We start from the raw sequence: 14,495 nt of genomic DNA, 5'->3' as shown, positions 1-14,495 counted from the left end.
TGAAGGAGCAGTCCGATGGCAGTGGCGGAACGGGCGCCGGAGGGACACCCCACCTTCCGCACGCAGGCCTTCATCGGCGGGGGGTTCGTGCCGGCCGCCTCGGGCCGCACCTTCTCGGCCGTGAACCCGGCCACCGGCAAGGTGCTGGCGCAGGTCGCCGCCTGCGACGCCGAGGACGTGGACCGGGCCGTGAAGGCGGCGCGCGCGGCGTTCGAGGACCGCCGCTGGGCCGGCCTGAGGCCGCTCGACCGCAAGCGCACGCTGCAGCGCTTCGCCGAGCTGATCCGGGCGCACCGGGAGGAACTGGCCCTCACCGAGTGCCTCAATATGGGCAAGCCGATTTCGGACGCCCGCGCCATCGACGCCCGCGCCGCCGCCGACTGCTTCGCCTTTTACGGAGAATGTGCCGACAAGATCTATGGCGAGGTGGCGCCGACCACTTTGGAGAACCTCGCCCTCATCCTGCGCGAGCCGATCGGGGTGGTGGGCTGCGTGGTGCCCTGGAACTTCCCCATGATCATGGCCGCCTGGAAGGTGGCGCCGGCGCTTGCCATGGGCAATTCCGTGGTGCTGAAGCCGGCGGAGGAGAGCCCGCTCACCGCGCTGCGCCTTGCCGAGCTGGCCCAGGAGGCGGGCATCCCCGACGGCGTGTTCAACGTGGTGCCGGGCCTCGGCGTCGAGGCGGGCCGGGCGCTCGGCCTGCACATGGACGTGGACGCCATCGCCTTCACCGGCTCCACCGAGGTGGGGCGCCACTTCATGCGCTATTCCGCCGAGAGCAACCTCAAGCGCGTCTATCTCGAGCTCGGCGGCAAGACCGCCGTGGTGGTCGCCCACGACGTCAAGGACCTCGACGCGGTGGCCGAGGCGGTGGCCGGCGGCATCTTCTTCAACCAGGGCGAGATGTGCACCGCGGCCTCGCGGCTGCTGGTGGACAACCGCATCCGCGCGGAACTGGTGGCCCGCGTCGTCGCGCTCGCCCCGCGCTGGATGCCTGCGGACCCGCTCGACCCCGCCGCCACCGCCGGCGCGGTGGTGAGCCGCGAGCACCAGCAGCGCATCCTCACGGCCATCGACGGCGGGCTGAAGCAAGGGGCGCGGCTCGTCGCCGGAGGCACGGCGGTGCGGGAGGAGACCGGCGGCGCCTTCGTCGCCCCCACCGTGTTCGACGATGTGGCGCCGTCCTCCGCGCTGGCGCAGCAGGAGATCTTCGGCCCGGTGCTCTCGGTGATCGGCTTCGATGGGCTCGACCAGGCGGTGGAGATCGCCAACGGCACGGTCTACGGCCTCGGCGCCGCGGTGTGGAGCGCCGACCTCGGCGCCGCGCACAGGGTGGCGCGCCGCTTCAAGGCGGGGGTGGTCTATGTGAACTGCTTCGACGCCGACGACATCACCACCCCGTTCGGCGGCGTGAAGCAGTCCGGCTTCGGGCGCGACAAGTCCCTGCACGCGCTGGACAAGTATTGCGACCTGAAGACCGTCTGGACGCGCCTGTAGAGGAGCGGCCGGCGCGCGCCGTCAGGCGGGCTCCAGGAGCCAGGCCTGCTCCTCGGCCGGGACCTTGCCCTTGAGCCCGCCGGGAACCGGGCGGCTTTCGAGCAGCGCCGGACGGTAGGCTGCGCCATAGAGCGCGCGCACGTCCTCGGCGGGGACGGAAAAGGGCGGCCCCTCCGCCTGCGCCTGGTCGTAGGTGAAGCAGACCAGCAGTTGGGGCGCGCCAGCGGTGATGGCGGCCATATGCGCGGCGTAGCGCGCGCGCATGGGCGCGGGCAGCGCCACCAGCGCCGCCCGGTCATAGACCGCATCCACCGGGCCGAGCAGGTCCGCCGAAAGCGCGAAGATGTCGCCGACGAAGACATCGAGGCCGCCCGCGCGACGATGCTCCAGGCGGCCGGCGGACGAGATTTCGGGCGCGACGCCCAGGTCGTCGAAGAGCTGCGTCACCGCCAGCGGGCTCAGCTCCGCGCCGGCGACCCTGAGGCCGCGCGACAACAGCCACGCAATGTCCCGCGTCTTCCCGCACAAGGGCAGGAACAGCCGCGCGCCGGCCGCGAGGCCGAGGCGTCCCAGATGCGCCTCCAGATGGGCGTTCGGCTTGCCTTCGTGAAAGCCGATCTGGTTGGCGGTCCATCGCGCATGCCAGAAATCCGGGTCCATTCGACGGCCTTCTTCCCCGCGCCCACGGGCACGCGCCCCACGGGTCGCAAATACCAGCGACGGCTTGAGCATCCGCCAGCGGAGCCGGCAATGCCGACGAAAGATAACGGGCCCCTGCTCCCCTGTCAGCCTGACCCGCGTCATCCGATCGGCTTGCGCGGCACGCCGAACCGCGCATTCTCCGCCGGATCATGACATGCTTGAGCCGAGCGTGACCTGGCTTCCCAAGGAGCATCGCAATCGTGACGTCCAGCCCCCCGTCCAATTCCACGGCCCACTGGCGCGCCCTCGACGCGGCGCACCATCTCCACCCTTTCTCCGACACCAAGGCGCTCAACGCCGAGGGGGTGCGGGTCATCACGCGGGCCGAAGGGGTCTATGTCTATGACAGCGAGGGCAATCGCATCCTCGACGGCATGTCGGGCCTGTGGTGCTCGCAGGTGGGCCATGGCCGCCACGAGATCGTCGATGCGATCGCGCGCCAATTGCGCGAGCTCGACTACTACAACACCTTCTTCAAGACCACCCACCCGGCCGCAGCGGAGCTTGCCGCCGCCATCTCGCAGGTGGCGCCCGAGGGCATGAGCCGGGTGTTCTTCACCTCCGGCGGGTCGGAAGCGGTGGACACCGTGCTGCGCATGGTGCGCCACTATTGGGCCGCGCTGGGCCGACCCGAAAAGTCGATCTTCATCTCCCGCCGCAACGGCTATCACGGCTCCACCGTGGGCGGCGCCTCGCTCGGCGGCATGAAGCCCATGCACGCGCAGGGCGGGCTGCCCATTCCCGGCATCATCCACGTGCAGCAGCCTTATTGGTGGGCCGAGGGCGGGCAGATGTCGCGCGAGGAGTTCGGCCTTTTCGCCGCCCGCGAGGTGGCCCGCGCCATCGACGAAGCCGGGCCGCAAAACGTCGCCGCCTTCATCGGCGAACCGATCCAGGGCGCCGGTGGCGTCGTCATCCCGCCGCCCAATTATTGGCCCGAGGTGGAGAAGATCTGCCGCGAGCGCGATGTGCTGCTGGTCTGCGACGAGGTGATCTGCGGCTTCGGCCGGACGGGGGAGTGGTTCGGCTGCCAGCACATGGGCGTGAAGCCGGACCTCATCACCTTCGCCAAGGGGGTCACCTCCGGCTACTTCCCGCTGGGCGGGGTGATCGTCGGCGACAAGGTGGCCGAGGGCTTCATCGAGCACGGCGGCGACTTCAACCACGGCTTCACCTATTCGGGCCATCCCGGCGGCTGCGCCGCCGCGCTCGCCAACCTCAAGATCCTGCACGAGGAAAAGCTCGTCGCCCGGGTGAAGAGCGACATCGGCCCCTATCTCCAGGAGCGCTGGCTGAAGCTCGCCGCGCATCCGCTGGTGGGCGAGGCGCGCATGGTGGGCCTGATCGGCGCCATGGAGCTGACCCCCGACAAGGCGAGCCGCGCCGCCTTCGCCGCGGAGGAGGGGACCGTCGGCCTGATCTGCCGCGACTTCTCCTTCCGCGAAGGCCTGGTGATGCGGGCGGTGCGCGACGGCATGATCCTCGCGCCGCCCTTCACGCTCAGCTACGAGGAGGCCGACGACCTGGTGGCCACCGCCTGGCGGGTGCTGGACCTCACCCATGCCGAACTCCTGAAGCGCGGCCTGATGGTGCCCGTGGCCCGCGTTCCGGCGCGCGCCTCCGCCTGAGGCGCAGCCCTTCACGATCCAAGAAGCGATGGTGCCGGCTGCGGCGCGGTCCCGCCGGCGCACACGAGGTTTCGTGCGCCGCTCGCGGCTGGCCGAATGCTAATGTCACGCTTGGTGCAGCTAAAGCTTATGTATCGATCATCGAACGATGATCAGGTTCCCGTCGCAGTGAAATAAAACGATGAAGACATCGTCTCTGGTCTGTCAATATTGAGGTCATTTCGCGAGCCTGGAACGAATTGCTCCCGACCTCGTTTCCGATCACAGGGTTGACAGACGAGGAGACACGAGATGATCAGGAAGATGCTTGTTGGCGGCGCCGCGCTTGCCGTGATGGTGCCGGGCCTTGCCTTCGCCCAGGCGTCCACCGCCACCGGTGCGGTGGGCGGCGCGGCCGTCGGCGCGGTGGTGGGCGGACCTGTGGGCGCGGTGGTCGGCGGTGCCGTCGGCGCGACCGTCGGCGCGGCGGCCGAGCCGCCCGCCGAGGTGCGCTCCTACGTGGTGCAGGAGCGGCGGCCGTCCGTGACGGTTCGCGAGGAGGTCGGCGTGGGTCGCCCTCTGCCGCGGCAGGTGGCGGTCTACGAGGTGCCCAACAGCGACTATGAGTATGCCGTGGTGAACGGCCAGCGTGTGATCGTCGAGCCGGGTACCCGCAAGGTGGTGTACATCGTCAACTGACGCTGCGGCCCACGAACCGGGCGGCCGCCCCTCCCCGGGGCGGCCGCCCATCCGTGTCCACAGACGGGATGTGGAGGGGGATCACGCGCGCGGAGCGGTGTCCGCGAACGCCGGGCAGCGGGCCGCGAAGGCGTCCTGGAAGGCGGCCAGGCGGGGATGGCTCTCGCGCCAGCGGCCGCCGAAGCGGAAATCGAGGAAGCCCAGCGCGCAGGCCACGGCGATGGTGCCGACAGTCATGTCGTCCGCGCGCGGCGGATTGTGCTCCAGGGCGTCGACGGCGCGGTCCATCTTGCCTTTCTGGTGGTCGAGCCAGCGCGGCTCATGGCGATCCTCGGGCCGGAACCGCGTCTCGTAGAGCACCAGTATGCCCGCATCCATCAGTCCGTCGGCGAGGGCCTCGAGCCGCATGGCGGCGAGGCGCGCCTTCGGATCGGCCGGCAGGATGCGTCCGCCCCCAGCGACCTGGTCGAGATGGGCCAGGATCACGCGGCTGTCGAAACAGGTTTCGCCGTCGTCCGTGATCAGGACCGGAACCTTGCCGAGGGGGTTTTCGAGCCTGAGGCTGTCGGAGCTGTCGGCCGTGTCGGCCGGCTTCAGCTCGAGCGGAATGTTGAGCCAGTCCGCCGCGAGGCGGACCTTGCGGACGAACGGCGAGGTGGGCGAGGTGCGCAGCAGCATAAGCGAGCCGTTTCCGGTGGTTGTCCTGGCGGGCGGCGGGATGCCTCGATCGATCAATAGCGGGCGATTCTCAGCCCCGCTGGAACCGCGCCACGGTTCCGCAGGGCTGATGGCCCGCCAACGGCCCAGCATAAGCAGGGGGCGCCGCCGGCACCAAGGGCCTCGACCCGCCGCGTCGGCGCGTTCAGGGAATCGGCGTCACGGTAACGTTCACGTTGCGCGTGCGCTCGCTGGTCTGGTCGCCGGCGCTGCCGCGCGTCGTCTCCACGGTGCGCGCCGTCCGCGCGATGCCGTCCTTCACTTCCACGGTGCGCGTCTTGGTCACCGAAAGCGTGATCTGGGGCAGCTTGGCACGCAGATCGGCGCCGCTTGGGGTGGCCGCCGACGGGAGGCGATCGGTCAGGGCGGCGATCGCCGCCTTCACCGAGGCTTCGTCGAACGTCTCGGTCTCCACAACGCTGTAGTCGGCGGGCTTGGGATTTGCTCCGAGCTTCACCACCTGGACGCTGGCGAGGGTGCCGCCGAAGGGGTTCGGCAGGCTGCTCTTGGAGCGACGCTCCTCGCCCGGCTTCAACGTGGTGTTCTGCGCGCTGGCAAGAAGCGGCAGGGGCGTCAGGAAGACCTCTGCCGCCTCGCTGCCGGTGGCGGTGAACAGCTCTTCGAACGCCTGCTTCAGCATCTGGGTGAGCTGCGGATTGCCCCGATAGGGCAGGAGGAAGCGCTCCGTGAGCCCGCGCATGGAATTGCGCACGGCGTCCTCGTTCTCCACCCGCAGGGGCTTGCCGCTGGCATCGGTGACGGCCCGCACGATCACCCCGCGCAGCGCCTCGACCGCGCCGCGCGCCAGCACCACCGAAGGGGCGTTTCCGGTCACCACGGCGTCGCGCAGGAGGTAGGTGATGCGGTAGCCATCGCCCTCGCGGGCGACATAGTTGAGGTCGAACTTGTAGGTGACGGTCCGGGTGGTGGAGCGGACGGCGTCGGTGGTGCCGTCCTCCACCGTGATGAGAAAGCGGCTTCCGATCTTGGGCGCGAACGGTACCGGAGACCAGTCCGCGGCGGCAGGTGTCGCCAGGGCGATGGCGACACCGCAGACGAGAAGCGCACTCCGCAACCAGACCAACCCCATGAGATGCCTCCTTCAAGCCTCGCCGGTGAGCCATGATACCCGCACGCGGCCCTTCCCGTCCCGCGAAATGATCGGCGCGAGGGCGCCAAGGACCGTGCGCAGGTCGTCGGCGAGCGTGAAGGGCGGGTTGACGATCATCTGCCCGGAGCCGGAAAGCGTGTCCAGCCGCCGCACCTCCGCGAAGTCCACCTCCACCTTCAGGGTCTTGGGCAGCCGCGCCCGCGCCACCTCGCGGCGGAAGGCGTCGACCGCCTGCAGGTCCTTGATAGGATACCACAGCATGAAGATTCCGGTGGCAAAGCGCCGGTGGGCGGCGATCAGACCTTCGGCAAGTCGCTGGAACTCGCCCGGCTCCTCGAACGGCGGGTCCACCAGCATGAGGCCGCGCCGCTCGCGCGGAGGCAGATGGGCGGTGATCGCCTGCCACCCGTCCTGGGCCAGGATCTTGACGCGCGGGTCGGCGCCGATCCGCTTTTCGAGCTTGGCCCGCTCCTCGCGGTTGGTCTCGCAGAACAGGAAGCGGTCCTGCGCGCGGCCCAGCGCCAGTGCGAGGGCGGGCGAGCCCGGATAGCGCCGGCCGCCGTCCTCTCTGAGCTTCCGCACCACGTCGAGATAGGGCGCGAGGAGGGTTGCGGCCGGCTCCGGCAATGCGGCGGCGAGCACCTTCTCGATGCCGTCGTCCGCCTCCTTGGTGCGCTGCGCCGTGGCGCCGGCGAGGTCGTAGAGGCCGGCGCCCGCATGGGTGTCCAGCACCCGGTACGGCGCGTCCTTGCGGTTGAGGTAAGCGAGGATCAAGGCGAGCACGGCGTGCTTCACCACGTCGGCGGGGTTGCCCGCATGGAAGGCGTGGCGATAGTTCATCGGGCGGCCGTCCTGGGATCGCGGGGGAGCGGCGTCAGCCGCCGCGCACCGGGGGCATCACCATCTTGCCGAGGCGGCAGGCACGCCGGTCCACCTCGGGGCAGGGGGTGAAGGCTAGCTCCCGGCTCATGCAGATCCGCACCTCGCGCAGGCGCCGGCTGTCGCACTCCACCGAGATCATGTCCGGCTTCAGGCCGGGATTGGCGGCGCGGAAGGCGGCCTCCACCTCCTGGGGCGAGACCATGCGGTAGGTGTTGAGCCGCTGGAACTCGGGCGGGATCTCCACCTTCGCCTTGGCGTCCCGCACCAGGTCGAAATAACCCTGCGGGCCGAGGCCCGAGCAGGTGCCGTGCTTGCGCCACTGGTGCAGCACCAGGCCGCGGCTCGGCATCACCTCGGTCATGGCGCGCAGCAAATCGTTCGGCACGTACGGCGCCGGGCGGACGCAAAACTGCGGGAAGCCGCGGGCATGCTGCGGCCACAGGCCGTGCACCACGAACGCGAACGGCCGCGCGCGGGAGCATTGCGGCTCGTCGTCCGCCTCCGCGCCCTGCGCCTCGCACCAGGCCGGCGACCAGGACAAGGACAGCACGTAGAAATCGAAGCGGCCGGGAACGTCCTGCTGAGCACGGGCGGCGCCCGAAGGCTGCAGCGCGGCGAGCAGAAAGGCGCCGCAGAGCGCCGCGGCAAGGCGGCGCGCGCGCTCAAGCCTCACGGGCGCGCCATCTTGCAGGAGGGCGCATAGGCATAGTTGCGGTCGAGACCGACGATGCACCACTCCACGCCCCAACTGGCGCCGATGAAGCCGCCGTCCTCGATGATCGAGTAATAGATGGCGCGCTGCTTGTTGTCGGTGGTGAACACGCGGGCGCTGCAATAGCGGCGCGGCTGGTACTGCGGCCCCCAGGGGCGGAAGGCGATCTCGTGCAGCTTGTCGAAGCTGGCGATGGCGAGGGTCGAGTTCCAATACATGCGCTCGGTCTCGGCGAAGCGCGACGCGATCATGTTCAGCGCCTCCTGCTGGTCGCAGGCCGGCACGATGCCGCTGTAATTGGGGCCGGAGAGCCAGAAATTCTTCTCCAGCAGGCTCGCGGCGCGCGCGTGCGGCGCGGCGACGGCGAGGAGGGCCAGCACCGTGAGGGCTGCGGCCATCATGCCTAGGACGCCCGGACGGGCACCCTGGCGGCGCATGCCCGCGGTCGCTGGAACTGAACCGCGCACCCGATCGGCCATTGATCCTCTCCACCCGTATCGCGGGAGCGCACCCCGAGCGCGGCATCCCCCGTTGAGACGGCGCGCCGCGGCGCGCCAACGCCAATGGGGCGCCCGCACGCACCCCGCTCCGGCCGGACGATGGGGCGGGCGTCAGCGGTCCGTCAAGCGCAGGCGGGACACACCGGGGAGAAAAACACGCCAGGTCCGGACGGGTGCGCCGCGCCGTCGCCCGAATGCCCCTCCATGAGGCATGATGGCGCCGCCCCGCAGGCCGGCGCCAGGGCAGACCGAAGGGAGACCGCCATGACCTCGTTCCGCTCCGCGCCCGACGGCCGTCGCACCGGGGCGGCCGGCCGTCCGCTGCCGCGCTTCCCCTCTGGCCGGGAGGCGGCGCTGGAGCTGCGGCCCGACCATCCGGTCTACTGCTTCCGCCCGAGCGTGCTCACGGCCGACGCCCGCGCCTTCCTCGATGCCTTTCCCGGCCGCACCGCTTATGCGGTGAAGACCAATGACGAGCCCATGGTGCTGGAGACGCTCGCCGGCGCCGGCATCGGCGCCTTCGACGTGGCGAGCCCGCATGAGTTCGCCGCCGTGCGCGCGGTCGCGCCCGACGCCGAGCTGCTCTACATGCATCCGGTGAAGGCGCAGGCGGACATCCGTCTGGCGCTGGAGCACTACCGCATCCGCGTCACCGCCCTCGACCACGAGGACGAGGTGGCGAAGATCCTGCGCATCGTGCGCGCGCTCGACCTCGACCCGCAGGACCTCACCTTGTTCGTGCGCATCGCCTCCAAGGGGGAGGCGGCCTACGAATTGTCGAAGAAGTTCGGCGCGGCGCCGGGGCACGCGGCCGAACTGCTCCAGCGCATCGACGGCCTCGGCGTCCGGTGCGGCCTCTGCTTCCATGTGGGCAGCCAGGTGGAGGACGCGGCCACCTACGAGCGCGCGGTGGCGACCGCCGCCGAGGTGCGCGACGCCGCGCGCGTGCCGATCGCGGCGCTCGACGTGGGCGGCGGCTTTCCCGCCGCCTATGCCGCCGACCCGCGCCGCCCGCAGCCTGCGATGCCGCCGCTCTCGGACATCGTCGCCCGCCTCATGGGCGCCGTGGAGCGCGGCGGCTTTTCCGGCACGCCGCTGGTGGCGGAGCCGGGGCGGGTGATCGTGGCGCGCGCCTTCTCGGTGATCGCGCGGGTGCTGCTGAAGAAGGGCCAGCGGCTCTACATCAATGACGGCATCTGGGCCTCGCTGTCGGATTCCTGGACCGGCAAGATCGTCCTGCCGGTGCGCCACATCCCCGATCCGGCGCGCCGCCGCCGTCCGGGGCGGGGCGACAAGATCGAGCCGTTCCGCATCTACGGCGCCACCTGCGACAGCGTGGACGTGCTCTCGCGCCCGTTCTTCCTGCCGGAGAGCGTGGACACCGGCGACTGGATCGAGATCGGCCACATCGGCGCCTATTCGCTCTCGCTGCGCACCCATTTCAACGGTTTCTATCCCGACACGTTCGTCGAGGTGGACGAGCCGTTCGAGGCCGGCGCCGCGCCCGAAGGCTATGCCGAGCCCGAGCGGCGCATGGGGGTGGCGCCGGAGGGGTGAGGACGGCGCAGGGGGAGCGCCTTCAGCGCCCGGCACGGGCATTCTGCGCCGGTCCTAGGCCTGGAAGTCTTCGCCCTCGACATCGTCGCGCTCGAACGCCTCCATGAAGGCCGCCACCTTGCGGTTCACCCGCACGTCGGTGCCGCGGATCTCGCGCACCAAGGAGAGGCCCTCAAGCGAGCGGGCGCGGGAGAGCGCCACATAGGCCTGGCCGGGCGCGAAGGCGCCGTCGCCGAAATCGATGCGCACGTCGTCCAGCGTCAGGCCCTGCGCCTTGTGCATGGTGAGCGCCCAGGCGGGGGCGAGGGGCAATTGGGTGAAGGTGCCCACCACCTGCGTCTCCAGGCGCCCGTTTGGTTCGTCCCAGCCGTAGCGGATGCGCTCCCAGGTGAAGGCCTCGATCTCGACGATCGGCCCGGCGTCGAGCCGGACCACCGCGCTGTGGGCGCCGAGGCCGAGCACCGTGCCCACCGAGCCGTTCACCCAGCGTCGGGCGGGATCGTTGCGCAGCGCCATCACCCGCGCTCCGGGCTTCAGTGCCAGGCGTTCGGGCACCGGCAGGCGGTCGCCGTCGAGCCCGAACTCGCCCTTCACCAGCCCGCCGAACTCGCGCGCTTCGCCCGGCAGGGCCGCCAGACCCTGGGCGTTATAGGCGTCGGCGCGGGCATTGGTGGGGGTGAGCAGAACCGGCTGTGCGCCCGCGCGGTGCGGGCGCACGCAGGCGGCATTCAGCGCCTCCGCCGCCTCGCGCGCGCCGCGGCCCCGGCGCAGCGCGTCGAGCATGGCGATGAAGGCGCGGTCGGTCTGGCGGTGGACGTGGGTGAACGCCACACGGGCCGCCTCCTGCCCCATCAGGGCCTTGGACTGGAAGGCGAAGGGGCCCTCATAGCCCATGCGGCCAAGCATCTCTTGCTCGCCGCGTGCCACCACCGGCGGCAATTGCAGGAAGTCGCCCACCAGCACCATCTGCACGCCGCCGAACGGCTCCGACGTGTCGCGGGCGATGCGCAAGGAGAGGTCGACCGCATCGAGCAGATCGGCGCGCACCATGGAGATTTCGTCGATCACGACCCGGTCGAGCCGCTTCAGCAGGCGGCGCACCTGCACGCGCGGCTTCACCTCGTCGGGGTTGAGCAAGCGCGGCGCGATGCCGAAGAAGGAGTGGATGGTCTGGCCGCCGACCTGGAGCGCGGCCACCCCGGTGGGGGCGAGGAACACCTGTTTGCCGCGCGGCTCGCGCCTGAGGCGGTTGAGGAAAGTGGTCTTGCCCGTGCCGGCGCCGCCGAGCACCATGAGCGCCCGCGCGCCGCCGTCGATGGCGGCGAGCGCCCGCTCGGACTGGACGTCCCCCTCGGTGCGCTCGATCTCGCCGCCGGCCGCGCTCAACGGGGCGCGCTCACGACAGCAGGCCGGCCTCGCGGGCGAGGTCGAGCAGGCTGCGCTGCGGCCGGGCGCCCATCTGGGAGAGGATCTCGCCCGCCGCGAGCGCGCCGAGGCGCAGCGAGGTCGCCGGGTCGAGCCCGCGCGCGTGACCCACCAGGAAGCCGGCGGCGAACAGGTCGCCCGCACCGGTGGTGTCCACCACGCGCTCCACCGGATACGCGGGCACCGAGACCACCGCGCCGGAGGTGACGAACGCAGCGCCCTTCTCCGAGCGCGTCACCACCGCCTGCTTGGCGTCCTTGCGCAGGGCCACCAGCGCCGCGTCGAAGTCGGCGGTCTCGTAGAGCGACTTCAGCTCCGCCTCGTTGCAGAACACAAGGTCCACCGTGCCGGAGCGGATCAGGTCCATGAACTCGGCGCGGTAGCGGTCGACGCAGAACGCGTCCGACAGCGTCAGCGCCACCTCCCGGCCGGCGCCGTGGGCAATCCGGGCGGCGGCGAGGAAGGCGTCCTTGGCCGGCGGCGGGTCCCACAGATAGCCTTCGAGATAGGTCACCTTGGCGTTCGCCACCATGGCGGCGTCGATCTCGGCGGTGGTGAGGTTCTGCGCCGCGCCCAGATAGGTGTTCATGGTGCGCTCGCCGTCGGCGGTGACGAGGATCAGGCAGCGTGCGGTGGCCGGTCCGTCGGCGGCGGCGGGGGTGGCGAAGGCGACGCCGGCGGCGCGGATGTCGTGGCCGAACACCGAGCCCAGCAGGTCGTCCCTCACCTTGCCGATGAAGCCCGCTTTGCCGCCCAGGGAGGCGATGCCGGCGGCGGTGTTGGCGGCCGAGCCGCCCGAGGCCTCGGTGCCCGGGCCCATGGCGGCGTAGACCGCCTCCGCCCGCGCCTCATCGATCAGCGTCATGCTGCCCTTGGCCATGCCGTGGGCGGCGAGGACGTCCTCCTCCGCCCGGGCAAGCACGTCGACGATGGCGTTTCCGATGGCGAGAACGTCGAGGGCAGGACTGGTCACGGCGCGGCGGTCTCCGGTGAAATCGGGCGTCTTGTGCACGCCAGGCGGTTGTCGTGCAAGCAGTCTTAACCTTTACCGGTAAAATGGAGGGGCGTGCGGCAAGGCTGGGCAGCCGCGCGCGGCGGGTGGGCGAGACGGGCGCGCAGGCGCGGCGGTCCCGGCGACCGGGCCGTGCCTGAACACGCTTTTGTCCGCGAGGGAGAAAGATCGGTGTCGGATCTGGCCTCTGGTTTCACGGCGGGAGAAATGCGCGACGGGCGCGGGAGCTGGGGCGCCATGGCCGCCGTCGCCCAGGGCATGCGCGAGCTTCTGGAGCGCGTCGCCGGCCGCGCGCCGGAGCCGGCGCGCGGGCCGTCCATCTGGGACATGAGCCCGGAGGAAGTCCGCCAATCCGTCGCCTCCTTCGAGCGCCTCGTGGCGGCTCTCGCGGCCACCGGAACCGAGGCGGAGCCGGCGGCCGGGACCGCCGCCAGCCATGCGGTGCGCGCACCGGCGGAGGATCCTGCGGCGGGCGCCAAGACGCCCTGGGAGGGCCTTGGACGGACGCCCGGCGCGGGACGTGAAATCCCCGATTTGATTCAGAATGATGGCGGCTCCTCTCGGCGAGTGGTAAATGGCGGCAAGAGTCCCGAGCGTTCGGACGAGGACCCCATGTCTCGCAGGTATTTCGGAACCGATGGCGTGCGCGGTCGCGCCAACGCCACGCTCACGGCGGACCTCGCCTTGCGCGTCGGCATGGCGGCGGGGCTCGTCTTCAGCCGCGGCGACCACCGCCACCGGGTGGTGATCGGCAAGGACACGCGCCTGTCCGGCTACATGCTCGAGACCGCTTTGGTGGCCGGCTTCACTTCCGTTGGCATGGACGTGTTCCTGCTCGGCCCGATGCCGACCCCGGCGGTGGGCATGCTGACGCGCTCCATGCGCGCCGACCTCGGCGTCATGATCTCCGCCTCGCACAACCCGTACGACGACAACGGCATCAAGCTGTTCGGCCCGGACGGCTACAAGCTCTCCGACGAGGTGGAACGGGAGATCGAGGGCCTGATCGGCCAGAACCTCTCCAAGAAGCTGGCGAAGCCCGCCGAGATCGGCCGCGCCAAGCGGCTCGAGGGCGTGCACGCGCGCTACATCGAATATGCCAAGGGGACGCTGCCGCGGAACCAGTCCTTCGAGGGCATGCGGGTGGTGGTGGACTGCGCCCACGGCGCCGCCTACCGGGTGGCGCCCGAGGCGCTCTGGGAGCTGGGCGCGGACGTGATCTCCATCGGCGTCGAGCCGGATGGCCTCAACATCAACCGCGACGTGGGCTCCACCGCCACCGCCGCGCTCTCGGCCAAGGTGCGCGAGGTGCGCGCGGACATCGGCATCGCCCTCGACGGCGACGCCGACCGCGTGATCCTCATCGACGAGAAGGGCCATGTGGTGGACGGCGACCAGCTCATGGCGGTGGTGGCCGAGAGCTTCAAGGTGGACGGCCGGCTTTCCCGCAACGGCATCGTCGCCACCGTGATGTCGAACCTCGGGCTCGAGCGCTATCTGGCCGGCGAGGGCATCGAGTTGGCGCGCACGGCGGTGGGCGACCGCTACGTGCTCGAGCGCATGCGCCAGGGCGGCTACAATGTGGGCGGCGAGCAGTCCGGCCACCTCATCCTGTCCGATTATTCCACCACCGGCGACGGCCTCGTGGCCGCGCTCCAGGTTCTGGCGGTGGTCGCGCGCAGCGGCAAGCCGGTGTCCGAGGTGTGCCACCGCTTCGAGCCCATGCCGCAGATCCTGAAGAACGTGCGCTACGGCTCCGGCAAGCCGCTGGAGAACGAGGCGGTGAAGCATGCCATCGCCCGCGGCGAACAGCGCCTGTCCAATACCGGCCGCCTGCTCATCCGCCCCTCGGGCACCGAGCCGGTGATCCGCGTCATGGGCGAGGGCGAGGACCGCGAGCTGGTGGAGAACGTGGTGGACGAGGTGATCGACGCGCTCCAGCGCGTCGCCGCCTGAGAGGTGCGGCCCGCGGGCAGGCGGAGGTGGCGATTGATCTGCGGCTCCTGAGCGCGCGGCCACTCCGCGATCATCGATCCCTGAAATTCCGTGTCGCTCCTCCCCTCTCCCCGCGCGG

At 70.8% G+C, this 14,495-nt stretch carries 13 protein-coding genes; 5 read left to right on the top strand and 8 right to left on the bottom strand.

Annotated elements, in window-relative coordinates; genetic code table 11:
• Nucleotides 1-15 precede the first annotated feature (15 nt).
• A complete protein-coding gene (locus ABLE88_RS05855; RefSeq protein ID WP_348830503.1) occupies nucleotides 16-1,497 on the top strand; it encodes an aldehyde dehydrogenase in 1,482 nt (493 codons plus the stop codon).
• A 21-nt stretch (nucleotides 1,498-1,518) separates the two neighbouring features.
• Here the strand turns inward: ABLE88_RS05855 and tmpT are convergent, their stop codons facing one another.
• A complete protein-coding gene (tmpT, locus tag ABLE88_RS05850; RefSeq protein WP_348830502.1) occupies nucleotides 1,519-2,157 on the bottom strand; it encodes a thiopurine S-methyltransferase in 639 nt (212 codons plus the stop codon).
• 242 nt (nucleotides 2,158-2,399) lie between these two features.
• Here tmpT and ABLE88_RS05845 point away from each other — a divergent pair, with 242 nt between their 5' ends.
• Together ABLE88_RS05845 and ABLE88_RS05840 are read left to right on the top strand one after the other, a co-directional pair.
• Nucleotides 2,400-3,827, top strand: coding sequence for an aspartate aminotransferase family protein (locus tag ABLE88_RS05845; protein WP_348830501.1), 1,428 nt, complete (start codon nucleotides 2,400-2,402; stop codon nucleotides 3,825-3,827).
• Between the two features lie 291 nt (nucleotides 3,828-4,118).
• The gene (locus ABLE88_RS05840; protein ID WP_348830500.1) at nucleotides 4,119-4,505 is read left to right on the top strand and encodes a DUF1236 domain-containing protein; all 387 of its coding nucleotides are present in this window, start codon (nucleotides 4,119-4,121) and stop codon (nucleotides 4,503-4,505) included.
• Between the two features lie 81 nt (nucleotides 4,506-4,586).
• Here the strand turns inward: ABLE88_RS05840 and ABLE88_RS05835 are convergent, their stop codons facing one another.
• The 5 genes from ABLE88_RS05835 to ABLE88_RS05815 all read right to left on the bottom strand — a co-directional run bounded on the left by ABLE88_RS05835 (nucleotide 4,587) and on the right by ABLE88_RS05815 (nucleotide 8,328).
• On the bottom strand, nucleotides 4,587-5,183 hold the full coding sequence (locus tag ABLE88_RS05835; RefSeq protein WP_348830499.1) for a glutathione S-transferase N-terminal domain-containing protein: 597 nt from the start codon (nucleotides 5,181-5,183) through the stop codon (nucleotides 4,587-4,589).
• Between the two features lie 184 nt (nucleotides 5,184-5,367).
• Nucleotides 5,368-6,312, bottom strand: coding sequence for a hypothetical protein (locus ABLE88_RS05830; RefSeq protein WP_348830498.1), 945 nt, complete (start codon nucleotides 6,310-6,312; stop codon nucleotides 5,368-5,370).
• A 12-nt stretch (nucleotides 6,313-6,324) separates the two neighbouring features.
• Nucleotides 6,325-7,173 carry a 23S rRNA (adenine(2030)-N(6))-methyltransferase RlmJ gene (locus tag ABLE88_RS05825; protein ID WP_348830497.1) on the bottom strand — a complete coding sequence of 283 codons (849 nt, stop codon included), beginning with the start codon at nucleotides 7,171-7,173 and terminating at the stop codon, nucleotides 6,325-6,327.
• A gap of 34 nt (nucleotides 7,174-7,207) precedes the next feature.
• Nucleotides 7,208-7,888, bottom strand: a complete 681-nt coding sequence (locus ABLE88_RS05820) for a ribonuclease T2 family protein (RefSeq protein WP_348830496.1) — start codon at nucleotides 7,886-7,888, stop codon at nucleotides 7,208-7,210.
• On the bottom strand, nucleotides 7,885-8,328 hold the full coding sequence (locus ABLE88_RS05815; RefSeq protein WP_348830495.1) for a hypothetical protein: 444 nt from the start codon (nucleotides 8,326-8,328) through the stop codon (nucleotides 7,885-7,887). Before ABLE88_RS05815 ends, ABLE88_RS05820 begins: the two co-directional genes overlap by 4 nt.
• Nucleotides 8,329-8,691: 363 nt before the next feature.
• Between ABLE88_RS05815 and ABLE88_RS05810 the strand changes: the two genes are divergently transcribed.
• Nucleotides 8,692-9,984, top strand: a complete 1,293-nt coding sequence (locus tag ABLE88_RS05810; protein WP_510182854.1) for a type III PLP-dependent enzyme domain-containing protein — start codon at nucleotides 8,692-8,694, stop codon at nucleotides 9,982-9,984.
• A 54-nt stretch (nucleotides 9,985-10,038) separates the two neighbouring features.
• Here ABLE88_RS05810 and ABLE88_RS05805 read toward each other — a convergent pair whose 3' ends face one another.
• Both ABLE88_RS05805 and ABLE88_RS05800 read right to left on the bottom strand, forming a co-directional pair.
• Nucleotides 10,039-11,370 carry an ATP-dependent DNA helicase gene (locus ABLE88_RS05805; protein WP_348830494.1) on the bottom strand — a complete coding sequence of 444 codons (1,332 nt, stop codon included), beginning with the start codon at nucleotides 11,368-11,370 and terminating at the stop codon, nucleotides 10,039-10,041.
• Between the two features lie 10 nt (nucleotides 11,371-11,380).
• The gene (locus ABLE88_RS05800; RefSeq protein ID WP_348830493.1) at nucleotides 11,381-12,382 is read right to left on the bottom strand and encodes an adenosine kinase; all 1,002 of its coding nucleotides are present in this window, start codon (nucleotides 12,380-12,382) and stop codon (nucleotides 11,381-11,383) included.
• A gap of 651 nt (nucleotides 12,383-13,033) precedes the next feature.
• Between ABLE88_RS05800 and glmM the strand changes: the two genes are divergently transcribed.
• Entirely contained in the window at nucleotides 13,034-14,377 is a 1,344-nt protein-coding gene (gene glmM / locus ABLE88_RS05795; protein WP_348831094.1) for a phosphoglucosamine mutase, read from the top strand.
• Nucleotides 14,378-14,495 lie beyond the last annotated feature (118 nt).

Source organism: Xanthobacter luteus (genome assembly GCF_040049235.1).
GTDB lineage: Bacteria > Pseudomonadota > Alphaproteobacteria > Rhizobiales > Xanthobacteraceae > Xanthobacter.
The sequence above is the reverse complement of the archived record's forward strand: the minus strand, read 5'-3'. Positions and strand labels throughout refer to the sequence as shown.

What these genes read in the sequence shown, in the direction of transcription:
- ABLE88_RS05810 (WP_510182854.1), top strand. Translation starts at nt 8,692, where the DNA reads ATGACCTCGTTCCGCTCCGCGCCCGACGGCCGTCGCACCGGGGCGGCC.
- ABLE88_RS05855 (WP_348830503.1), top strand. Translation starts at nt 16, where the DNA reads ATGGCAGTGGCGGAACGGGCGCCGGAGGGACACCCCACCTTCCGCACG.
- ABLE88_RS05825 (WP_348830497.1), bottom strand. Translation starts at nt 7,173, where the DNA reads ATGAACTATCGCCACGCCTTCCATGCGGGCAACCCCGCCGACGTGGTG.
- ABLE88_RS05835 (WP_348830499.1), bottom strand. Translation starts at nt 5,183, where the DNA reads ATGCTGCTGCGCACCTCGCCCACCTCGCCGTTCGTCCGCAAGGTCCGC.
- ABLE88_RS05815 (WP_348830495.1), bottom strand. Translation starts at nt 8,328, where the DNA reads ATGATGGCCGCAGCCCTCACGGTGCTGGCCCTCCTCGCCGTCGCCGCG.
- glmM (WP_348831094.1), top strand. Translation starts at nt 13,034, where the DNA reads ATGTCTCGCAGGTATTTCGGAACCGATGGCGTGCGCGGTCGCGCCAAC.
- tmpT (WP_348830502.1), bottom strand. Translation starts at nt 2,157, where the DNA reads ATGGACCCGGATTTCTGGCATGCGCGATGGACCGCCAACCAGATCGGC.
- ABLE88_RS05840 (WP_348830500.1), top strand. Translation starts at nt 4,119, where the DNA reads ATGATCAGGAAGATGCTTGTTGGCGGCGCCGCGCTTGCCGTGATGGTG.
- ABLE88_RS05830 (WP_348830498.1), bottom strand. Translation starts at nt 6,312, where the DNA reads ATGGGGTTGGTCTGGTTGCGGAGTGCGCTTCTCGTCTGCGGTGTCGCC.